Below are 22,184 nucleotides of genomic sequence, written 5' to 3'. Positions count from 1 at the left end.
CTGTACGCAGGTTGGAATCCGAGAAGAAGCAACTCGGCAGGCACAAGGCCTCCCACGTACAGTCGCCATAAAGCACAAACAGCAGGCACAAAAAAGCGCCGACTAATTGTTTGACGACGCTGTAGCGTTCTTTCCCGGGATTCCACGCCCGCTCATCACAGACTTTGCTTCCGCTCCAATGGACGGTTAAGGTTCGTTCAGGTTTTTCGCCCCGCGAGTTTTCAATGTTCAACGCTTCTGTGATCAAACCCCTGGCCTTCGCCCTCTTGGCCGCCGCCGCTGTGCCTGCCCATGCCGACTGGTATCTGGATAACGAGTCCTCGCGCCTGTCGTTCGTCACCACCAAGAACACCGAAATCGCCGAAGTGCAGCGCTTCTTGGTGTTGCACGGCAAAGTCGACAGCAAGGGCGCGGCGCAACTGGAGGTGGAGCTGGAGTCGGTCAACAGCGGCGTTCCGCTGCGCGACGAGCGCATGCGCAATCAGTTGTTCGAGATCAAGACGTTTCCAGACGCGCTGATCAACGCGCAGATCAACCTGCAACCGATCAACGATTTGGCCCCTGGTGCGCAATTGGAATTGCGCCTGCCGTTGTCCGTGACCCTGCACGGCAAAACCCAGACCTACAGCGCCGAGCTGCTGGCGACGCGCCTGGATGACCGGCGTTTCCAGGTGGTGACCCTGGAACCGCTGGTGGTGCATGCCGAGGACTTCGACCTGGCGCCGGGCGTGGCAGCGTTGCGCAAGGCGGCGGGGCTCAAGTCGATCAGTCTGTCGGTGCCGGTGGGTGCGGTGCTGATTTTCACGGCGCGCTGACATGAGCGGCGCGGTGTTCCCATGGCGCAGCGCCAACCGTTTCGAATTGCTGATCGATGGGCCGAATTTTTTTCCGCAGATGCTGGTGGGCATTGCCCGCGCCGAGCGGCAGGTCGAGCTGGAGTTGTACCTGGTGGAAGCCGGTGCCTGCGCCGAAGCGATGGTGCAGGCACTGGTCCTCGCCGCTGAGCGCGGCGTGCGGGTGCGCTGCCTCTTCGATGATTACGGCAGCCTGGCGTTTACCCTCGGGTTGCGCAAACGCTTGACGGACGCGGGTGTGGAGCTGCGTTTCTACAACCGCCTGAATTGGCGCCGCTGGATGCGCAACCTGTACCGCGATCATCGCAAACTGCTGTTGATCGACCAGGACATGGCCTTTGTCGGCGGCACCGGGGTGACCGATGAATTCTGGACGCCAGGCAACGACAGCGCCGACTGGCATGAAGTCATGGTGCAGATCAGCGGGCCGCTGGTTTTGGACTGGCAGGCGCTGTTCGATCGCCAATGGCATGCCAATGCAGCTCGTCGGGAGTGGAAACCCGCCACCCATTTCGGTTTGCCGCGGTTGCCCAAGGTGCCGGCGACGGGCCCCGGCCTGGGTCGGGTGGCCTATGCCGATGCCCGCCAGCACCGCGATATCCTGCAATCGCTGATCCGCGCCTTGAACAGCAGCCAGCAGCGTATCTGGCTGGCCACACCGTACTTCCTGCCGACCTGGAGCGTGCGCCGTGCCTTGCGCCGTGCCGCCGGGCGCGGCGTCGACGTGCGTTTGTTGCTCACCGGCCCGCGCACCGATCACCCGTCCGTGCGTTACGCCGGCCACCGTTATTACCCGCGCTTGCTGCGTTCGGGCGTGCAGATCTTTGAATACCAGCCGTGCTTCCTGCACTTGAAAATGGTGCTGGTGGACGATTGGGTAAGCATCGGCTCGTGCAACTTTGATCACTGGAATTTGCGCTTCAACCTGGAAGCCAACCTGGAAGCGCTGGACCCGGCATTGACCGAGGCCGTGGCGGGCAGTTTCGAACGGGATTTTGCCCAGAGCCAGGCGGTCAGCCTGGAGGCGTGGAAGTCGCGGCCGTTGTGGCGGCGGGTGAAGCAGCGGGTGTGGGGCTGGATTGATCGGTTGGTGGTCAACTTGCTCGACCGACGCGGCTAATCAGGTCAACTCGATCGAAATGTGGGAGCGGGCTTGCTCGCGAAGGCTGCGTGTCAGTTACTAAAATCAGCGACTGATCCACCGCATTCGCGAGCACGCCCGCTCCCACATGTTCTGACCGCGTCAGGCGTTAGAGCAGTTCGAAGGTCTGCTGCTGCACATCCTGGGAATCCAACCCGATCTGCACATTGAACTCACCCGGCTCTGCCGCGAATTTGAGCTGGGTATTGTAGAACTTCAAGTCCTCCTCGGTGATGGTGAAGTGCAGCGTGCGCTCTTCACCCGCCTTGAGCATGACCTTCTGGAAGTTCTTCAGCTCCTTGATCGGGCGGATCATCGAGCCGGCCACGTCTTGGATGTACAGCTGGACGACGGTTTCCCCATCCACCTTGCCGGTGTTTTTCACGGTGACACTGGCATCGAGCTTGCCGGTCTTGTTCAGCGTGGTGGACGACAGCGCCATGTCCGACAGGCTGAACGTGGTGTAGCTCAAGCCATATCCGAACGGGAACAGCGGCCCGGTGGTGTCATCGAAGTACTGCGAGGTGTAGTTGCCCGGCTTGCCTGGGGTGAACGGCCGGCCGATGGTCAGGTGGTTGTAGTAGGTGGGAATCTGCCCCACCGAGCGTGGGAAGGTGATCGGCAGCTTGCCTGACGGGTTGTAGTCACCAAACAGCACGTCGGCAATCGCGTTGCCGCCTTCGGTGCCGGCGAACCAGGTTTCCAGGATCGCGTCGGCCTGTTGGTTCTCTTCGAGGATCGACAGTGGACGGCCGTTCATCAGCACCAACACCAGCGGCTTGCCGGTAGCCTTCAGGGCCTTGATCAGGTCGCGCTGGCTCTGCGGGATGTTCAGGTCGGTGCGGCTCGAGGATTCGTGGGACATGCCACGGGACTCACCCACGGCGGCGACCACCACATCGGCCTCCTTGGCGGCCTTGACCGCTTCGTCGATCATCACCTGGGCAGGGCGGGTGTCATCCACCACTTCAGGGGCATCGAAGTTGAGGAAGTTCAGGTAGTCGACCACGGCCTTATCCTGGGTGATGTTGGCGCCACGGGCATAGATGATCTTGCCTTTTTCGCCAATCACCGCGTTGAGGCCGTCGAGCAGGGTGACCGATTGTTCCGGTTTGCCGGCAGCGGCCCAACTGCCCATCATGTCGATCGGCGCCTTGGCCAGCGGGCCGACCAGGGCGATGGTCGCGGATTTTTTCAGTGGCAGGGTGTTGTTCTGGTTTTTCAGCAGCACCAGGCTGCGGCGCGCGATGTCGCGGGCTTCTGCGCGGTGCAGGCGGCTTTCGGCGTAGGTGTCGGCCGGGTCGTCCTCGGCTTTGCCGATACGCAGGTAGGGGTCCTTGAACAGGCCCATGTCGTACTTGGCGCCGAGCACTTCGCGAACGGCGTTATCAATGTCGCTCTGTTCGATCTCGCCGGACTTGAGCAGCCCCGGCAATTCCTTGCCGTACAGCGAGTCGTTCATGCTCATGTCGATGCCGGCCTTGATTGCCAGCTTGGCGGCTTCGCGCCCATCCTTGGCCACGCCGTGCTTGATCAGTTCGAAGATCGCGCCATGGTCGCTCACGGCCAGGCCCTTGAAGCCCCAGTCCTTGCGCAGCAGGTCGTTCATCAGCCAGGTGTTGGCGGTGGCGGGTACGCCGTTGATCGAGTTCAGCGCCACCATCACGCCGCCGGAACCGGCCTTGATCGCCGCGTGGTACGGCGGCAGGTAGTCCTGGTACATCTTGACCGGGCTCATGTCGACCACGTTGTAATCGCGGCCGCCTTCCACCGCGCCGTACAGGGCGAAGTGCTTGACGCTGGCCATGATGCTGTCGGCATTCGCGGGGCTCACGCCCTGGAACGCCTTGACCATCACTTCGGCAATGCGCGAGACCAGGTAGGTGTCTTCACCGAAGCCCTCGGACGTACGACCCCAGCGTGGGTCGCGGGAGATGTCGACCATCGGTGCGAAGGTGATGTCGAGGCTGTCGGCGGCGGCTTCCTGGGCGGCGATCCGCCCGGAGCGGCCGATGGCGTCCATGTCCCAGCTGGAGGCAAGCGCCAGGCTGATCGGGAAAATTGTGCGGTGGCCGTGGATCACGTCGTAGGCGAAGAACATCGGGATCTTCAGGCGGCTGCGCATGGCCGCGTCCTGCATCGGACGGTTTTCCGGGCGGGTGATGGAGTTGAACGTGCCGCCGATGCGACCGGCGGCGATTTCCTTGCGGATCAGCTCACGGGGCATCTCGGGGCCGATGCTGATCAGGCGCAATTGGCCGATCTTTTCATCCAGGGTCATCTGCTTGAGCAGGTCGCTGACGAAGGCGTCCTTGTCTTTAAGCGCAGCAGGCTTTGTTTCTGCCCAGACGGGATGGGTGGCCAGAGTGGCAACGAGGCCGAGCAAACACAGCTTCTTCATGAATATCCTTTTTCGGCTCACTGCACAGCAATTACGCTGATCGGCCAAAATGTGGGGAGCGTCTATTGTTGTTCGGGTGTTGTTCAGATAAATGCAGCACACTCTGAACTCTTGTTCGCGCTGGGCATCTTTGTAGCTGATTGGTTCGATGCATTCCAGTGGTGGCGGATTATGCCCCAAGCGCGCGGTGTATAGGGTTAGTCGTAACATTCCATCAAGATTGGGCAGGAGAAACACCATGCAAGCAGCACAAGGTTACCGCTGGGGCTTGAAAGCCGCGGCGCTGCTATTGATCAGCACAGTGCTGAGCGGTTGTGGCATCAATAACATCCCGACCCTGGACGAACAGGCCAAAGCCGCCTGGGGTCAGGTGCAAAACCAATACCAACGCCGCGCCGACCTGATCCCCAACCTGGTGGAAGTGGTCAAGGGCTACGCTGCCCATGAGCAGGACACCCTCACCGCCGTGATTGAAGCACGGGCCAAGGCCACCTCGATCCAAGTGGATGCGAGCACCCTCGACAATCCGGAAAAACTCAAGCAGTTCCAACAGGCCCAGGACGGCTTGAGCGGTGCACTCAGCCGCTTGATGGTGGTGTCCGAGCGGTACCCGGACCTGAAGGCCAACCAGAACTTCCTGGCCCTGCAATCCCAGCTTGAAGGCACTGAAAACCGTATCGCCGTGGCCCGCCGCGACTTTATCCAGGCAGTGCAGGCCTACAACACCGAGATCCGCACCTTCCCGGGCCGCCTGTGGCACAGCGTGATGTACAGCGACTTGCCGATCCGCGCCACGTTTGAAGCCACCAGCGCCGATGCCGATAAAGCGCCGCAAGTGAAGTTCAAATAAGGCTGCACTGAGGTGTCGATGCGTTTATTACGGATAGGCCTGGCGCTGTGGTTGTTGGCCTGCGTGGGCGTGGCCCAGGCGGCGCTGAGCTTCCCGGCGTTGAGCGGGCGGGTGGTGGACACCGCCCAGATGATCGACCCGGCGGTGCGCGAGCAGATTACCCAGCAATTGCAGGCACTGGAGCAAACCCGTGGCGACCAGATCGTGGTGGTCACGGTGCCAGACCTGCAGGGCGTGCCCATTGAGGATTACGGTTATCAACTCGGCCGCCAATGGGGCATCGGCCAGAAGGGCAAGGACAACGGCGCGCTGTTGATCGTCGCCCGGGATGAGCGCAAATTGCGCATCGAAGTCGGCTATGGCCTCGAAGGCACGCTGACCGATGCGCAGTCCTGGGTGATCATCAACCAAGTGATCGCGCCTAAGTTCAAGGCCGGTAATTACAGCCAGGGCATCAGCGACGGCGTTTCGGCGATGGTGCAGGTGGTGGGCGGCGAGCCGCTGGCCGTGCCGGCGCATGTGGCGGATGCCAACTTTGCCAAGGATAATCCCGGGTTTTCCATTGGCCTGTTTATCCTGCTGATCGGCGTTTTGTGGCTGTGCAATCGCATGGGGCTGCCGGTGGGCGCTATCTTGCTGGCGATTCTCAGCAGCAGCGGCCGTGGCGGTGGTGGCGGGGGCGGCGGTGGTGGTTTCCGGGGCGGCGGTGGCGGCTTCGGCGGCGGCGGGGCTTCAGGCGGCTGGTGATGATAATAATGAGAGAGCAACGACAACCATGGCATTACTGACTGAACACGAGCAGCGCCAAGTCGCGGAAGCGATCGCCCGCGTCGAGAAAACCACCGACGCGGAACTGGTGACCGTGTTGGCCGCCCGCGCCGACGACTACGCCTACATCCCACTGTTGTGGGCCAGCCTGATCGCGTTGGTGGTGCCCGGTGTGGTGCATTACCTGTCGGGTTACCTGACCATGTACACCTTGTTGCTGGCGCAATGGGCGACATTCATCGTGTTGTGCCTGGTGTTCCGCCTGCCCAAGGTCACCACGCGGTTGATCCCCCGTTCGGTGCGCCACTGGCGTGCGTCCAACCTGGCGCGGCGGCAGTTCCTGGAGCAGAACCTGCACCACACGCTGGGCAGCACCGGCGTGCTGATCTTTGTCAGCGAGGCAGAGCGGTACGTGGAGATCCTGGTGGATGACGGCATTTCCAAACGCCTGGATGACAGCAGCTGGGATGTGATCGTCAAGGCGTTTACCCAGCAGGTGAAACAGGGGCAGACACTGGCTGGGTTTATCAGTTGCATCGAGGCCTGTGGCGAGTTGTTGAAGGTGCATGTGCCGGTGACGCAGACGCGTAACGAACTGCCGAATCGATTGGTCGTACTCGAGTAATCCAGACAGTGCAGTTCTAAATGTGGGTTTTGTGTCGGCAATACACTGACCGTTAGTCAAATAACCCCGTGCCCTGAACCGCTATCCCCCCTAAAATGCCCGGCATTCCCTGCCCGAGGCGTTTTAGTTCATGTCTGTCACCGCTCAACCTGCCCGTCCTGCGCCGGATCATCATGCCCAGTTCGTCGAACTGCTCAGCGCAAGCCTCGCGCAGAACGCCTTTATCAAGCTGGTGCTGGCCAAGTACGTCGGTGAGGAAGCCGAGTTGCAGCGGCTGATCATCAAGCCGGTCACGGTCAAGGAACAGGCGTGCCTGTCCTTCGTCTACCGCTACAAGACCCGCGACATCACCAAGAACTTCCTGCTGGCGGAAGGTGTGGCGGCGATTGCCGAGTTGCTGCCAACCTCGTTCAAGAATGCGCACCTGCTGTCGCTGACTGACGAAGCCCAGTTGGAATACAGCAAAAAGAACAAAAGCTCACTGTTCAAAAGCAAGCCGCAGCAACTGCGTGAAGCGCCGTCGGCTGAACATAACCGTGAGAAGAATCGATTCCTCGATCTGAGCCGACCCTTTCTCGCCGACCTGGGCGTGACCGACGCCAAGCAGGCGCTGATCCCGTCGATGTCGCGCAAGTGGAAGCAGATCAACAAGTTCATCGAAGTGTTCAGCCATGCGCTCACCTCGTCACCCTTGAAGCTGGACCAGCCGGTGCGCGTCGCCGACTTCGGCTCGGGCAAGGGCTACCTGACCTTTGCCATTCACGACTACCTGCGCAACACCCTCAAGGCCGAAGGCGAAGTGACCGGCGTCGAGCTGCGCGAAGACATGGTGACCCTCTGCAACACCGCCGCCGCCCGCCTGGAGCATCCGGGGCTGGTGTTCAAATGCGGTGATGTGCGCAGCGTGGCGCCCAGCGAGCTGGACGTGATGATCGCCCTGCATGCCTGCGACATTGCCACGGACTACGCGATCCACACCGGCATCCGTTCCGGCGCGTCGATCATCATGTGCTCGCCGTGCTGCCACAAGCAGATCCGCCTGCAGATCCAGAGCCCGGCGCTGCTCAAGCCGATGCTGCAATACGGCCTGCATCTGGGCCAGCAGGCGGAAATGGTCACCGACAGCTTGCGTGCGTTGTTCCTCGAAGCCTGTGGTTATGAGACCAAGGTGTTCGAGTTCATCTCACTGGAGCACACCAACAAGAACAAGATGATTCTTGCGGTCAAACGCGCCGAGCCTGTGGACAACGCGCAGTTGCTGGAGAAGATCCAGGAGCTGAAGGCCTTCTACCACATCACCGAACACTGCCTGGAAACCCTGCTGCGCGCGGATGGCTACCTGGCCTGAAGCACGATGCGATTTAAAGAGTGGCAGCCTTGGGGGCTGGCGCAGGCTGCACCGCCGTCTTGCGCCCCAGCATCACCGTCACGATCACCCCACACGCAAACAGCCAGGTAATCGGCTCGATGTGTTCACCAAAGAACAGCGCCGAAAACGCGATGGTGAAGAAGATCTGCAACAGCTGGATCTGGCTGACTCGCGCAATCCCGCCCATGGCCAACCCGGCGTACCAGGCGAAGAACCCGAGGAATTGCGAAAACAGCGACACGTAGCCGAATGCCCACCAGGCGCGCATGGAAATCGCGCCTTGATGCTGCGCCGCCAGGTACCACACCGGCCCGATCAGCACGGGCGTCGACAGCACCAGCGCCCAGCAGATCACCTGCCAGCCGCCCATTTCCTTGGCCAGTCGGCCGCCTTCTGCGTAACCCAGGCCACCCACGGCAATCGCGCCCAGCATCAGCAAATCACCCGCCTGGATACTGCCGGCGCCGGTGATCAACGCATAACTCAATACCAACCCACTGCCCAGTGCCGCACAGGCCCAAAAGGCTTTCGACGGTCGTTCATGGGACAGCCACGCCGCGTACAGCGCCACGCACAGCGGTTGCAGGCCGTTGACCAGTGCGCCATGGGATGCCGGCAAGGTCTGCATGGCCCAGGCTGACAGCACCGGGAAACCCAGGATCACGCCCGCGATCACCAGGCACAGCCCACGCACCTGACGCCAGGTCGGCCAGCGTTCGCGACGCCACAGCAACAGCGCCGCCGCCGGGATCGCCGCGAACAACGCACGGCCCAGGCCGTTGAGTAACGGATGGATTTCCTGCACCACGATGCGGGTGAAGGGCAGGGTCAGGCTGAAGATGATGACGCCCAGCAGGCCGAGGGCCATGCCGGTGTTTTCGCGCGAGCTCATGGAGAAGAACCGAATCTAGAGGGCTTCAAGGGAAGCCCATCTAGCCACATCCCTCACCGATCAAGGGTCTACAGCTGCGTGCGGATTTATCCGTACAGTTGCTGTCGGGTGGGAGCTGTCGAGCGTTCGCGAGGCTGCGATGGGCGCACCGCAGTTTTACGCAAAAAACGCGTCGCCTCCCTCGCGGGCACGCCCGGCTCCCACAACGGCCGTGCCCGTTTTAGAAGAAGCGCGTGACGCTGATCTTCGCGTCGCGGCCTTTGGTGTAGGCGCGGTCGCCACTCAGGGCCGGGCGGAAGTTGTTGTTGAACACGTTGTCCACGGTGAAGTTCACCTCAGTGCCTTTCAGGTAGGCCTGTTGTGGTTTCCATTTGGCGAACAGGCCCTGAGTGTTGTAGCGCTTGTTGCCGTACTGGTCGTAGAACAGGTCGCCCACGCCGCTGCCCGGGCCGCCGGAATAGTTGTCGCTGGGCAAACGGGAGGTCGCGCCGATGAACTGGCCGGTCCAGCCGACCTGGGCATCCCAGGCGGGAATATGGGTGCCAAGCACCAGTACCCATTTGGTCGGCGGGATATCCCGTGCCGCCACATCCGGACCCCAGGGGTTGGTGTAGGCGCCTTCATGATCACCCTTGGCATAGGCGAACGACACCGAGCCAAACAGGTAGGTGGAATTGTAGAAAGATTCGAGCTCGAAGCCCTTGATGGTCAGGCCACCGATGTTGCGATAGTTGGACAGGGCGCCCGGCGGGCAAGCCGTGGAGATGCTGCCGCCGTTAATGGCCTGGTTCTGGCAGCCGACGCCTGTAGCCTTGAAGATTTCGTCTTCGACTTTGTTGTGGAAGAAGGTGGTGCGCAGTTGCAGGTTGTCGTCGTGGGCGATCAGGTTGTCGAAGCTGCTGACGCTGCCCACGCTGATCGAGGTGATGCGTTCCGGGTCGAGGTCGACACTGGTGGCGGTGCGGCTGCCCAGGCCTTGGACTTCGTACTGTTCGTCGATCACTGGCGCGCGCCAGGTCTTGCTCCAGTTGGCGAACAGCCCGAGGTTCGGGTTGACGGTCCAGAACACTGCCAGGCGCGGCGACCAGCCGGTGTAGGTGCGGTCGCTGTAGTCGTGGCCAATGGACGGATCGGGGTTGCTGTAGTACGGCGCATCGTTGGCTTCGCCGCGGTTGCGGACGTGGTCGTAGCGCATCGATGGCGTGATGGTGACGTCGCCCAGGGTCACCGCATCCTGCACGAAGAAACTGTTGGTATCGACTTTGCCGTGGGGCATGAAGCCCGGCTGGAAATGCCCGTAGTTGTAACGCGGGGTGTTGTAGGTGGTACCCGGCATCCACATCTCGGTCTCGCGGATGTGCTTGCGGATCTGCCCGCCCACGGTGACGGCATGTTGCAACGGGCCGGTGTCAAACAAGCTGACGTTGCGCACGTCGAGGTTTTTGTCGGTGTAGGCGGTGTCCATTTTGCGCCCGCCGGTGGCCAGTTGAAAAAATGCCGTGGCGTCGCGTTCGTCGGTCTGGTCGGTGTTGGACTGGGAGTATTTGACGGTCAGGTCCACCAGCGGGTTATCCACGGGTGTGTATTCGTATTTGCCCGACCAAGTGGTGTCGACCGTGTCGCGATGGGCCAGAAAACGCTTCAGCGCTGCTTCGTAGCCATAGCGGTCAATGTTGGCCTGGGTGGGCGGCGTCGGGTAGCTGGCCGCTGAGAACGGCGTCCAGCGGTTGCTGTGTGACCGCGAGTAGGACAAGCCAACGGCGTGCTCTTCGGTGAAGTGGGCGTTGACCTTGAACAGCTTGCCGTCGACATTCTGGGCGGAGTTCGGCAGGCGCTGAGGGTTGATTGGGTACTGATTGTTTTCGTTGGGCAGTTTGGCGGCGACCTTCATGTCGTCGCCGTCGCGTTGGGTCAGGTAGGCCAATGCGTCGAAACGACCATCGTCGGTACGTCCGAACACGGCGCTGCTGTAGACCTGCTCATGGTCGTTGCTGGAGTAACCGTATTTGAGCATCGCGCCACTGTTGCGACCGTCCTTGAGCAGGTCGGGGGCATCCTTGGTGGTCATGTTGACCGTACCGCCAAACCCGCCGTTGCCGGTGAAGGGGGAGTTGGGGCCTTTCTCCACCTCGATGCTTTTGATCAGCTCGGGCTCGATGAAGACTGTGCCTTGCTGATAGCGCTCAAAGCCGCTCTTGGTGGCCCCATCGACGGTCAGAGGTACGTCTTCGGCATCACCGAACCCGCGAATATTGATGGTCTGGCCGCCAGGTTTCAGCGAGCCGCCCTGGCTAACGCCCGGCAGGGTCTGCAGCAGGCTGGGGATGTTATTGGACTGGTAACGGTCGATGTCTTCCTGGCTCAGGGTGGAGCGGCCGACGGTGCTGGAATTGACCTCGGTACCTGTGCCGATCACGCTCAGAGCGTCCAATTGGATCACGCCGCTCTGGGTGGTGGTGCCTTCATCGGGGCGCACGACGTAGGTGCTGCCGACCTTGATCAAGGTGAGCTCACCGTTTTTCAGCAGGGTGCGAATCGCCACTTCCGGCGTGAAGTTGCCGTTGAGTGCCGGCGCCTGCACGTTCTTGAGCAGTTCTTCATCGAACAACAGCTGGATTTTCGCCTGCTGCGCCACCTGGCTCAAGGATGTCGCCAGCGGCTGCGCCGGCAGTTGCAGCGTGAGCGACTCGGCCTGTGCATTGAGGCTGAATACCAGGCAGCTAGCGATGAGCGTCGGTCGAAAGAACAGGTGCGAAGCGTGGCAAGGCGCGCGAAACATGAAATCCCCCGGTGTGGCCAAATGGCCGAAAAGGTGTACGTATCGAACTCAGACCGGAGGAAGACGGGGCTGGCGGAAAAATCCACACCCGCGAATGCAAAATATTCTCAAATAAGAATTCTGTCGGGTTATTTGCTCGGTTCGATGCGTACGATGCCATCTGCCGACGTCACGGTTTTGACCGGCAACAGCGCAGGCAGGGCGTTGAGCAGGGCGTCGGGATCATTCACATCCAGATTGCCCGAGACCTTCAGGTGCGCCACGGCGTTGCTGACCTGCAACGGTGCCTGGGGGCGGTACAGGCTCAGCTCATCGATCAGGCTGGCGAGGTCGCGGTTGCGAAACGACAGGTGACCGCTGCGCCAGTCGGCAACCTCTCCGGCGGTGAGCGTTTGCTGCTGTACCGTGCCCTTGGCGTAACTGAAGATCGCGCGTTGCTGGGCGCCCAGCAGGGTGACCGGGATTTTTGCATCAGGCTCGAACGCGACCTGGCCATGGGCGACGCTGACCACCAGTTGCTGTTGGCTGCGCCGCACATCGAAGCCGGTGCCGACCACGCGGATATTGGCCTCGCCCGCTTGCACGAACAGCGGCCGTTCCTTGTCGGCGGCCACTTCGAGGTACAGCTGGCCCTTGTCCAGGTGCACGATGCGCTGGTGCGCGGTGAAATCCACGCGCACGCGGGTGTTGGCATTTACATACACGCTGCTGCCATCGGGCAGGTTGAGCGTGCGCATGCCTTTGGCGTGGGCTGCGACCTGGGTGTGATACAGCTCACGGGGCGCGCCGAGGTGGGTGGCCATCACCGCGCACAACAACGCGGCCGCCACGGCCAGGGCTGGGCGCCACACCGACGGTTTGCGTTTGGGCAGTGCCGTGGGCTTGTTCAGTTGCTGCAGCTGGGCCAGGTCTGACCACAGTTGCTCGAATTCGGCATAGGCGCGGGCATGGGCGGGCTCGGCTTGCCAGGCGGCAAAGGCCTTGCGGTCGGCACGCCCCACGTCATTATTGCGGTTGCGGGCAAACCAGCTGGCGGCTTGGGCATCGATGGAGTCACTGTCCTTGATGTCCAGCAAGTCGGTGTCGCTCAGGCGGTTCATTCTGGCTGCTCCGTGCCGGGTTCGTGTTGAAGGCGTCGCTTGCAATGCAGCAGGGCAAAAGCGATGTGCTTTTCCACCATGCTGGTCGATATGCCCATGCGCTCGGCGATCTGCGCCTGGCTCAAGCCTTCGAAGCGGTGCAGCATAAGGGCTTCTCGCCGGCGGGGCGAGAGTTCGGCGAGGACTTCTTTCAACTGTTCCAGGCGTTGCAGGCGTTGCACGGCGGCCATGGGATCGTTTTGCTCGTCGGTGGCAGGCTCGGCGTCCATGTCGGCCTGATCAGAGTGGACGGTGTGCCGTACCTTCTGTTTGCGCCAGTGATCACGCAGCAGGTTGCGCGCCATCTGGAACAGAAACGCCCGTGGCTGCTCGACCTTGGCGCGGTCGCGGTAGTCCAGCCACTGAGTGAAGACATCCTGGGTCATGTCCGCGGCGTCGCTGGCGTTGTCTGTGCGCTTGCGCAGGAAATACAGAATATCTGTATAGAACCCGCGAAAGGCATCGGCCGACAGCGGGTCGGGCTTGGGACGAGACATGGATATCCTTCTTGACGAAGCACGACTTGGAGAAAGTCGCGAATGGTATCGAGAACCATTGTCATTTGTCTCTATTTTACGGATGTACCCAGTAAAAAATGTGGGAGCGGGCTTGCTCGCGAAAGCGGTGTGTCAGTCGATTTATCCATTGACTGGCGCACTGCATTCGCGAGCAAGCCCGCTCCCACAGGGAGTCGTGGTTAGCGCAGTAATGTTTTCAGTTGTTCGATCCCCACTTCACCCAGCGGGAACACCGGCAACCGAGGATCACCGGCTTCCAATCCGGTCAACCGCAGCCCGGCTTTGATTGTGGCTGGCAATCCACCCTTGAGGATGAAGTCCAGCAACGGCAACTGGCGGTAAAACACTTCCCGCGCCTGGGTCAGGTCATTCGCCAATACCGCCTCATATAACGCCAGATTGAGCTCTGGGATCAGGTTCGGCGCCGCCGTGCACCAACCCTTGGCGCCCGCCGCGAAGGCTTCCAGCGCCAAGGGGTTGCAGCCGTTGTAGAACGGCACGTCGCTCTGGCGATGCAGGTGGTGCATGCGCTGGATATCCCCGGTGCTCTCCTTGACCATGGTCACGTTGGGGACCTGCTTGATGATGCGCAGGATCAGGTCCACCGACATGTCCGTGCCACTGGTGGCCGGGTTGTTGTAGAGCATGATCGGTACGCCGATGCTGTCGCCGATCGCGGCGTAGTGGGCGAGGATTTCCGCTTCGCTGAGTTTCCAGTAAGACGTCGGCAGCACCATCACCACATCGGCGCCATTGGCTTCGGCGTAGCGGGCGCGGCGTACGGCTTTGGCGGTGGTGGGGTCGGATACGCTGACGATGGTCGGCACGCGACGGGCGATTTTTGCCAGGCTGTAGGCGCTGACTTCGTCCCACTCGGCGTCGCTCAAGTACGCACCTTCACCGGTGCTGCCCAGTGGCGCAATGGCGTGCACACCCCCCTCGATCAGGCGGTCGATGGAGTGACCCAGTGTGTTGAGGTCAATGCGTTGGCCGTCGGTGCTGAACGGGGTGATGGTGTAGCCGATGATGCCGTGAATGTTAGGGCTGGACATGGAAAATCTCCGGTCGGAAAAGGGCAATTCAGTTCAGGCAATCGGCGTGTTGACGCAGGTTCTGCCGGGCGTAGTAGTTGAACGCGGCGCCATGGCGCTTGGGTCGGGAGATCCAGTCGTGGGCCTCGCGTCCCAGCTCCGGCAGGATCGGCTTGATGGTGCCGGCCGACATCGCCAGCAACTGCAATTTGGCCGCGCGCTCGATCAACTGCGCGATCACGCAGGCCTCCTCAATGCTCGCCCCGGTGGACAACTGACCGTGGTGCGAAAGCAGGATCGCGCGTTTGTCACCCAGTGCCGTGGTAATGATTTCGCCTTCTTCATTGCCCACCGGTACGCCCGGCCAAGCCTCCAGGAAGGCGCAGTCTTCGTACAGCGGGCAAAGGTCCATATGGGACACCTGCAGCGGCACTTCCAGCATCGACAGCGCGGCGATATGGGTGGGATGAGTGTGGATGATGCAGTTTACGTCCGGCCGCCCACGGTAGACCCAGCTGTGAAAACGGTTGGCGGGGTTGGGGATGCCGTGGCCTTCCAGTACTTCAAGATCCTCGTTTACCAGCAACAGGTTGCTGGCGGTGATCTCATCAAAACCCAGGCCCAATTGCTGAGTGTAATAGGTGCCCTGTTCCGGCCCGCGCGCGGTGATCTGCCCGGCGAGGCCAGAGTCGTGGCCGTTCTCGAACAGGATGCGGCAAGTGAGCGCCAGCTTTTGCCGGTCAGTCCACGTATTATCTGCCAGGGTGTTTTGCATCTGGACGAGTGCTTGCTTGACCAGTTGGTCTTTTGGGAGTGCTAATGTCTTGGCCATATCGGGTGTCCTGGGTGGCTGCTAATGACACTAATGATGCTATATGACACTTTGTGTCATTAGCAAGCACAGCTCATCGCTTACTGCATGGATAAATCGCAGCGCATGTCTATCCGTTTGAAATTATTGAGAAAAAAACTTGGTGTTACTTTGGAAGCCCTGGCTGAAAAGTCCGGGATGACCAAGAGTTACCTGTCCAAGGTGGAGCGCGGGCTCAACACGCCTTCGATTGCCGCCGCGCTGAAGCTGGCCAAGGCGCTGAACGTGAAGGTCGAAGAGCTGTTCAGCGAAGACAGCGTCAGCCTCGACAGCTACAGCCTGGTGCGCAGCCATGAACGGCCTGACACGTCACCCGGTTATGCGGTGCTGGCCCATCAGGTCAGTGAACGCAGCCTGCTGCCGTTCATCATCTATCCGCCGGCGGAGTTCACCGACAAGACCTTCAAGGAGCATCTGGGGGAAGAGTTTCTGTTTGTGCACGAAGGCCAGGTGGAGGTGGATTTCATGAACGAACGGGTGATCCTGGAGCGTGGCGATGCGCTGCACTTCAATGCGCAGAAGCCCCATCGGCTGCGTTCGGTGGGGGATGTGCAGGCGCAATTGCTGGTGGTGGTGCACAGCGCGGAAGACTGACGTCGCGCTGGCCTTGTGAACGCGGTCAATGTGGGAGTGGGCTTGCCTGCGATAGCATCACCTCGATTCAGCTGACAGACGGAGGTGCCTGTATCGCAGGCAAGCCAGCTCCCACAATGGATCGAAGTCGCACAAAAAATCAGCGTTCGACAGGCACTGACAGCGCAGGATGACCCAATGGATGCGTCCGCGCCGCAAAGAACTTCAGTGCCACGCCAGTCCCATCGAACAATTCCGAATACCGCCGCTTCTGCTGGCGGATGAACCCATCACTGCGCCCCGACACCGAGATCGCCAGCGTCGTCACGTTGGCCTGGCGAATCGCATCCACCAGGTGTTTATCCTGTGGGCCCAACTCATGCCCGAAGATGCACAGCGCCCCTTCGTGGCTCAGCAACTGCTCATAGCAGAACGACAAATAATCCGAACTGCGGATGGTCTTGAGCTTCTCTTCCACCTTGCCCTCACTGACGAACAGCGGCACATCATCAAGGGTCTTGATCGTGTTGTTGATCGCAAAACTGCTGAGCAAGGTGCTGTCGGTGGTCGGCAATTTGCGTGCGGTGCCATCGAGGTTGCGCACCAGGTGCAGGCCGCCGTGCAGGTAGAGGATGCGCGTGGTATCGGTGCGGGTATTGCGCAGGTCGAAGCTGGCGTCGGCGCTGCGAAACAGGTCGTCGATGCCTGGTGTGTGCAGGATCGCCCAATAGTTGAGCAAGTCGTAGTTGCTGGTGAACACGGTGGCGTAATGCTTCAACTCATCGTTGATCGTCGCCAGCGTCGACGGCTGCACCAGGCGCCACGGGATATGCACCGCGTGGATGGTATTGATCAAGGCTTCCTTGATCGCGTAATAACGATTGCGCGGCGCCGCTGAGCTGACGGCCAGGGCTTTGTTGACCCGGCTGGTGGTCTTCAACGCGCCCAGGGCTTGCTCGAAGCTGCGGGTTTGCAGGGCGTCGAACACGCTGAGTTCGGATTGGCTGAGGGGTTTTTCTTCGACTGTACGGGCGTTTTCGAACAGCGAGTCGTAGGCAAAGTCTTCCCAAATCGTACGGCTCGCGCCATTGCCGATCAGAATCCCGCTGAAGTCGGTGCTGCTGCGCACTGCGCTCCAGTCTTCAAGGTGGGCGTCAATATCCTGGAAATCCTTCATTGCGGCGGGTCTACTCGAAATCGGCTGAGCGGTGACTTTATCACGGGTCGACGTTGATCCTGATCAAGATGCCGCAGAGGGCGCAGGTTGATGCTGTAGGTATAAAGCCTCTGAGGATTCGCCATGAGCAGCACCTTCTTCATCCCCGCCGTCAACATCATGGGCACCGACTGCCTCGACGAAGCCATGATCGCCATCCGCAACTATGGTTTTCGCAAGGCGCTGATCGTCACTGACGCCGGCCTGGCCAAGGCGGGCGTTGCGAGCATGATCGCCGAGAAACTGGCGATGCAGGACATCGACTCGGTGATCTACGATGGCGCCAAGCCCAACCCCAACGTTGAAAACGTCGAAAAAGGCCTGACCCTGTTGCAGGAAAGCGCCTGTGATTTCGTGGTGTCCCTGGGCGGCGGCTCACCCCATGACTGCGCCAAGGGGATCGCCCTGTGCGCGACCAACGGCGGGCATATCGGCGACTACGAAGGCGTCGACCAGTCCAGCAAACCGCAACTGCCCCTGGTGGCCATCAACACCACCGCCGGCACCGCCAGCGAGATGACCCGTTTCTGCATCATTACCGACGAAACCCGCCATGTGAAAATGGCCATCGTCGACCGCAACGTCACGCCGCTGCTGTCGGTCAACGACCCAAGCCTGATGGTCGGCATGCCCAAGGGCCTCACCGCCGCCACCGGCATGGACGCGCTGACTCATGCCATCGAAGCCTACGTGTCCACCGCCGCCAATCCGATCACCGACGCTTGCGCGATCAAGGCCATCGAACTGATCAGCGCCAACCTGCGCCTGGCGGTACGCGATGGCAGCGACAAAGCCGCGCGGGAGAATATGGCCTATGCGCAATTCCTCGCCGGCATGGCCTTCAACAACGCGTCCCTGGGTTTTGTGCACGCCATGGCGCACCAGTTGGGCGGTTTCTACGACCTGCCGCACGGCGTGTGCAACGCGGTGTTGCTGCCCCACGTGCAAAGCTTCAACGCCAGCGTCAGCGCCAAACGCCTGAGCGACGTAGGCCGCGCTTTGGGCGCCGACGTCAAGGGTTTCAGCGACGAAGAGGGCGCCCAGGCCGCCATCGCCGCGATTCGTAGCCTGGCCCATGACGTTGAGATTCCCGCCGGATTGCGCGAGCTGGGTGCCAAGTTGCAGGACATTCCATTGCTGGCGACCAACGCACTGAAGGATGCCTGCGGGCTGACCAACCCTCGGCGGGCGGATCAACGTCAGATTGAGGAGATCTTCCGCAGCGCGTTTTGATAGGGGCAGCCTTAAGCTGCAGGCGTTAAGCTACAAGCCGAATGCATTCAACTTGAGCTTGATGCTTGCGGCTTGCCGCTGAGGTCCCTTTATGAGAGTTCTGTTATTCGGTGCCACCGGCATGGTCGGCCAGGGCGTGCTACGCGAGTGCCTGTTGGCCGCCGACGTGCAGGAAGTCGTCGCCGTCGCCCGCACGCCCTTGACCCAGGAGCACGGTAAGCTGCATCAGGTGTTGCACAGCGACATGCTGGATTTCCAGCCCCTGGAAAATCTGCTGCAAGGCTTTGATGCGTGTTTCTTCTGCCTCGGCGTTTCGTCGGCGGGGATGAATGAAACCCAGTACACCCAACTCACCTATGACCTCACCCTGGTCGCCGCCAGTACGCTGGCGCGGCTCAATCCGCAGATGACGTTTATCTATGTGTCCGGCGCCGGTACGGATAGCTCCGAGGCGGGCAAGTCGATGTGGGCGCGGATCAAGGGCAAGACCGAGAACGCGTTGCTGCGCCTGCCGTTCAAGGCCGTGTATCTGTTTCGGCCGGGGGTGATCCAGCCGTTGCATGGCGTGCGTTCAAAGACGCCGTTGTACCAGACCTTCTACTCAGTGCTTGGGCCGTTGTTGTCGTTGGTGCGGCGGCTGAAGCCGGGTTGGGTCGTGAGCACCGAGACGGTGGGCCGGGCGATGTTGCAGGCGGCAAGCCAAGGTGCGCCGCAGCCGGTGGTGGAGCAGGCCGAGATCAATCGGCTGGCCAGCGAGCGTCGCTGATGTTGCACAAGAGCCTGGTGCGTCGGCTGGACTTGATCACGCTGCAACTGTTCGTTGCGGTGTTTGAGGAAGGTACGCTGACCCGCGCCGCCAACCGTGAAGCCATCGCCGTGTCGGCCGCCAGCAAGCGGCTGATGGAGCTTGAGCAGGTGCTGGGCGTCAGTCTGTTCGTGCGACGGGCCAAGGGCATGGACCTGACGGCGGCCGGCGAAACGCTGTTGCACCATGCGCGGCAGATGCTGTTCAACGTCGAGAAGATGGGCCTGGAGCTGGGCGAGCACAGCCATGGCGTGCGCGGTTATGTGCGGATGCTGGCCAACCTGTCGGCAATCATTCAGTTTCTTCCGGAAGACCTGCGGGATTTTTCCGAACGGCATCCCGAAGTGAAAACCGACCTGGAGGAACGCCCCAGCAATGGCGTGGTGCAAGGCGTGCTGGATGGCGTGGCGGACCTGGGCATCTGCTCCAGTGACACCGATACCAAAGGCCTGCCCAGCGTGACCTATCGCCACGACAAACTGGTGGTGCTGATGCCGGCGGATCACCCATTGGCGGCGCGCAAAAACCTGGCATTTGCCGACACCCTGGACAGTGATTACGTGGGCCTGCACGCTGCCAGCTCGATCAATATGCGCACCCACGCCGCCGCACGCGAGGCGGGCAAGATGCTGCGCCTGCGCATACATGTGCCGGGGTTCGATGCGATGTGCCGGATGGTCCAGGCGAATATGGGCATCGGCATCCTGCCGCAGAAAGCGTACGAACTGTTTGGGCGTGCCTTGGGTTTGCATGCCGTGCCGCTGACGGACGACTGGTCGGATCGCAGCCTGATCCTGGTAGTGCGCGATGAGGCGCAGTTGTCGCCGGTCAGCCGGCTGCTGTTCGATTATCTGAGTGTTCGCGTTTAGCGAACGCTCCTTGCCAACTGACGGTTGGATTTCTCCGGCCTCTGGCCTCTAGTCTTGGCGTCACATTCCAAGAATAAGAGGTACACCCCATGACGGCTCCCCTGAGCGGTATCAAGGTGGTCGAGATCGGCACCTTGATTGCCGCGCCGTTCGCCGCCCGGATGATGGCCGAGTTTGGTGCCGAGGTGATCAAGATCGAAGCCATGGGCCAAGGCGATCCGCTTCGCAAATGGCGAAAGCTGCACGAAGGCACCTCGCTATGGTGGTACCTGCAATCGCGCAACAAGAAGTCGCTGGCGCTGGACCTCAAGTCGCCGGAAGGCCTGGACCTGATCAAGCAATTGCTCGGCGACGCCGACGTCCTCATCGAAAACCTGCGCCCCGGCGGCCTGGAGAAACTCGGCCTCGGCTGGGACGTGTTGCATGCCCTCAACCCCAAGTTGACCCTGGTGCGCATCTCCGGCTACGGCCAGACCGGCCCTTATCGTGACCGTCCGGGCTTTGGTGCGATTGGCGAGGCCATGGGCGGGATTCGCTACACCACCGGCAATCCGGATTCGCCGCCAGCGCGAGTGGGCGTGAGCCTGGGGGATTCGCTGGCTTCGTTGCACGGTGTGATTGGCGCACTGATGTCGTTGCTGCGGGTCAAGACGGGGCAGGGCGACGGGCAGATTGTCGATGTGTCGCTGGCCGAAAGTGTGTTCAACCTGATGGAAAGCCTGGTGCCGGAATACGACATGCTCGGCCATGTGCGCGAACGCAGCGGCGGCGCCTTGCCGGGCATTGCACCGTCCAACACTTACCTGACGGCCGACGGTGCCTACGTGGTAATCGCCGGCAACAGTGATCCGATCTACAAGCGGTTGATGACCACCATTGGCCGTGCCGATCTGGCCGAAGCGCCTGAATTCGTCCACAACGATGGTCGGGCCGCCAAGAGTGGGTTACTCGACGCCGCGATCACGCACTGGACCAGCAGCCGGCCCATCGAGCAAGTGCTCAGCGCTCTGGAGGCCGCTGAAGTACCGGCCGGGCGTATCTACTCCGTAGCCGATATCGTCAGCGACCCGCACTACCAGGCGCGTGACATGTTGCTCAATGCCGAGCTGCCCGGCGGTGTGTCGGTGAAGATGCCCGGCATCGTCCCCAAGCTCTCGGAAACCCCTGGCGGCGTGAATTGGCAGGGCCCGACGTTGGGCCAGCACACCGACGATATTCTCGGTAGCCTGGGCCTCACCGGCGCTGATATCCAACGCCTGAAAACCGCGGGAGTGGTGCAATGATTTCCGACTACTGCGACGCGCTGATCGTGCAGGAAGTGTCGCCGCGCGACGGCCTGCAGATCGAGCCGACCTGGGTCGAGACGGCCGACAAGATCGCCCTCATCGACCAGCTTTCCCTCGCCGGTTTTTCGCGGATCGAGGCGGGTTCGTTCGTCTCGCCCAAGGCCATTCCGGCGTTGCGCGATGGTGAGCAAGTGTTCAAGGGCATTGAGCGCAAGGCCGGTGTGATCTACGTGGCGCTGATCCCCAACCTCAAGGGCGCGCAGCGTGCCATTGAGTCTTGCGCCGATGAACTGAACCTGGTGATGTCCGCCAGCCAGACCCACAACCTGGCCAATATGCGCATGCGCTGCGAGGCGTCGTTGGCGGCGTTTGGTGACATCGTCAGTTTTGCCGGCGATTTCCCGGTGAGGCTCAACGCCAGCATCGCTACCACCTTCGGTTGCCCGTTCGAAGGCAAGATCGATGAAGACCGCGTGTTGCAGATTGTCGAGGCGTATCAAGCACTGGGTATCCGGGGCATCAGCCTCGCGGACACGACTGGCATGGCCAACCCGCGCCAAGTGGAACGCTTGGTCAAACGCGTGCTGGAGCGCGTGTCCGCCAGTGATCTGACCCTGCATTTCCACAACACCCGCGGCCTGGGCCTGTGCAATGTGCTGGCCGCCTATGAGGCCGGCGCCCGTCGTTTTGACGCGGCGCTCGGTGGCTTGGGTGGCTGCCCGTTTGCGCCGGGGGCGTCGGGCAATATCTGCACCGAAGACCTGGTGAACCTGTGTGATGAAGTCGGGATTCACACCGGTATCGACCTGCCGCACCTGCTGAATATGTCCCGCCGTCTACCCGCTTTGCTTGGACACGAGTTGCCCGGCCAGGTAGCCAAGGCCGGACGCAATTGCGACCTGCATCCACCCCCGGCGTACATCGCCACGCTGTAACGCCGCACCAGACAACAAAAACAATCGGG

20 protein-coding genes are annotated in these 22,184 nt (G+C 61.3%); 12 read left to right on the top strand and 8 right to left on the bottom strand.

Annotated elements, in window-relative coordinates; all coding sequences use genetic code 11:
* Positions 1-224: 224 nt before the first annotated feature.
* The gene (locus tag AB4O08_RS05635; RefSeq protein ID WP_010212292.1) at positions 225-815 is read left to right on the top strand and encodes a YceI family protein; all 591 of its coding nucleotides are present in this window, start codon (positions 225-227) and stop codon (positions 813-815) included.
* Position 816: 1 nt separating this feature from the next.
* A complete protein-coding gene (locus AB4O08_RS05630; RefSeq protein ID WP_010212290.1) occupies positions 817-1,974 on the top strand; it encodes a phospholipase D-like domain-containing protein in 1,158 nt (385 codons plus the stop codon).
* 130 nt (positions 1,975-2,104) lie between these two features.
* On the opposite strand, the gene bglX is transcribed toward AB4O08_RS05630, so the two are convergent.
* Positions 2,105-4,396 carry a beta-glucosidase BglX gene (gene bglX, locus AB4O08_RS05625; protein WP_010212288.1) on the bottom strand — a complete coding sequence of 764 codons (2,292 nt, stop codon included), beginning with the start codon at positions 4,394-4,396 and terminating at the stop codon, positions 2,105-2,107.
* A gap of 238 nt (positions 4,397-4,634) precedes the next feature.
* Here bglX and AB4O08_RS05620 point away from each other — a divergent pair, with 238 nt between their 5' ends.
* The 4 genes from AB4O08_RS05620 to AB4O08_RS05605 all read left to right on the top strand — a co-directional run bounded on the left by AB4O08_RS05620 (position 4,635) and on the right by AB4O08_RS05605 (position 7,987).
* Entirely contained in the window at positions 4,635-5,246 is a 612-nt protein-coding gene (locus AB4O08_RS05620; protein ID WP_010212287.1) for a LemA family protein, read from the top strand.
* An 18-nt stretch (positions 5,247-5,264) separates the two neighbouring features.
* Complete coding sequence (locus tag AB4O08_RS05615) at positions 5,265-5,993, top strand: TPM domain-containing protein (RefSeq protein ID WP_010212285.1); 729 nt, start codon at positions 5,265-5,267, stop codon at positions 5,991-5,993.
* A gap of 28 nt (positions 5,994-6,021) precedes the next feature.
* The gene (locus AB4O08_RS05610) at positions 6,022-6,639 is read left to right on the top strand and encodes a TPM domain-containing protein (RefSeq protein WP_010212282.1); all 618 of its coding nucleotides are present in this window, start codon (positions 6,022-6,024) and stop codon (positions 6,637-6,639) included.
* Positions 6,640-6,769: 130 nt separating this feature from the next.
* Entirely contained in the window at positions 6,770-7,987 is a 1,218-nt protein-coding gene (locus AB4O08_RS05605; protein ID WP_010212281.1) for a class I SAM-dependent methyltransferase, read from the top strand.
* A gap of 13 nt (positions 7,988-8,000) precedes the next feature.
* Here AB4O08_RS05605 and AB4O08_RS05600 read toward each other — a convergent pair whose 3' ends face one another.
* From AB4O08_RS05600 to AB4O08_RS05575, 6 genes are all read right to left on the bottom strand, one after another.
* Positions 8,001-8,900: a DMT family transporter gene (locus AB4O08_RS05600; RefSeq protein WP_042570696.1), complete on the bottom strand. Its 900-nt coding sequence runs from the start codon at positions 8,898-8,900 to the stop codon at positions 8,001-8,003.
* Between the two features lie 220 nt (positions 8,901-9,120).
* A complete protein-coding gene (locus tag AB4O08_RS05595) occupies positions 9,121-11,679 on the bottom strand; it encodes a TonB-dependent receptor (protein ID WP_010212279.1) in 2,559 nt (852 codons plus the stop codon).
* Positions 11,680-11,807: 128 nt separating this feature from the next.
* A complete protein-coding gene (locus AB4O08_RS05590; protein WP_010212278.1) occupies positions 11,808-12,779 on the bottom strand; it encodes a FecR family protein in 972 nt (323 codons plus the stop codon).
* Positions 12,776-13,315, bottom strand: a complete 540-nt coding sequence (locus AB4O08_RS05585) for an RNA polymerase sigma factor (RefSeq protein ID WP_021492365.1) — start codon at positions 13,313-13,315, stop codon at positions 12,776-12,778. Before AB4O08_RS05585 ends, AB4O08_RS05590 begins: the two co-directional genes overlap by 4 nt.
* 200 nt (positions 13,316-13,515) lie before the next feature.
* On the bottom strand, positions 13,516-14,388 hold the full coding sequence (locus AB4O08_RS05580) for a dihydrodipicolinate synthase family protein (protein ID WP_460114749.1): 873 nt from the start codon (positions 14,386-14,388) through the stop codon (positions 13,516-13,518).
* 28 nt (positions 14,389-14,416) lie between these two features.
* Entirely contained in the window at positions 14,417-15,199 is a 783-nt protein-coding gene (locus AB4O08_RS05575) for an aldolase (protein WP_010212275.1), read from the bottom strand.
* A 105-nt stretch (positions 15,200-15,304) separates the two neighbouring features.
* Between AB4O08_RS05575 and AB4O08_RS05570 the strand changes: the two genes are divergently transcribed.
* Positions 15,305-15,832: a helix-turn-helix domain-containing protein gene (locus AB4O08_RS05570; protein ID WP_010212274.1), complete on the top strand. Its 528-nt coding sequence runs from the start codon at positions 15,305-15,307 to the stop codon at positions 15,830-15,832.
* Positions 15,833-15,971: 139 nt separating this feature from the next.
* On the opposite strand, the gene AB4O08_RS05565 is transcribed toward AB4O08_RS05570, so the two are convergent.
* Positions 15,972-16,988, bottom strand: coding sequence for a DUF4917 family protein (locus AB4O08_RS05565; protein ID WP_010212273.1), 1,017 nt, complete (start codon positions 16,986-16,988; stop codon positions 15,972-15,974).
* A 123-nt stretch (positions 16,989-17,111) separates the two neighbouring features.
* Between AB4O08_RS05565 and yiaY the strand changes: the two genes are divergently transcribed.
* The 5 genes from yiaY to AB4O08_RS05540 all read left to right on the top strand — a co-directional run bounded on the left by yiaY (position 17,112) and on the right by AB4O08_RS05540 (position 22,155).
* The gene (yiaY, locus tag AB4O08_RS05560; protein WP_010212271.1) at positions 17,112-18,260 is read left to right on the top strand and encodes an L-threonine dehydrogenase; all 1,149 of its coding nucleotides are present in this window, start codon (positions 17,112-17,114) and stop codon (positions 18,258-18,260) included.
* A gap of 91 nt (positions 18,261-18,351) precedes the next feature.
* Positions 18,352-19,026 carry an NAD(P)H-binding protein gene (locus tag AB4O08_RS05555; RefSeq protein ID WP_137206110.1) on the top strand — a complete coding sequence of 225 codons (675 nt, stop codon included), beginning with the start codon at positions 18,352-18,354 and terminating at the stop codon, positions 19,024-19,026.
* Positions 19,026-19,934 carry a LysR family transcriptional regulator gene (locus AB4O08_RS05550; RefSeq protein ID WP_010212267.1) on the top strand — a complete coding sequence of 303 codons (909 nt, stop codon included), beginning with the start codon at positions 19,026-19,028 and terminating at the stop codon, positions 19,932-19,934. Before AB4O08_RS05555 ends, AB4O08_RS05550 begins: the two co-directional genes overlap by 1 nt.
* A gap of 89 nt (positions 19,935-20,023) precedes the next feature.
* On the top strand, positions 20,024-21,217 hold the full coding sequence (locus AB4O08_RS05545; RefSeq protein WP_010212266.1) for a CaiB/BaiF CoA transferase family protein: 1,194 nt from the start codon (positions 20,024-20,026) through the stop codon (positions 21,215-21,217).
* On the top strand, positions 21,214-22,155 hold the full coding sequence (locus AB4O08_RS05540; RefSeq protein WP_021492358.1) for a hydroxymethylglutaryl-CoA lyase: 942 nt from the start codon (positions 21,214-21,216) through the stop codon (positions 22,153-22,155). The genes AB4O08_RS05545 and AB4O08_RS05540 overlap by 4 nt, the downstream gene beginning before the upstream one ends.
* Positions 22,156-22,184: the final 29 nt, after the last annotated feature.

The sequence above is a fragment of the Pseudomonas sp. H3_E07 genome (assembly GCF_054668895.1).
Note: the sequence above shows the minus strand (reverse complement) of the source record. Positions and strands in the feature narration are given on the sequence as shown.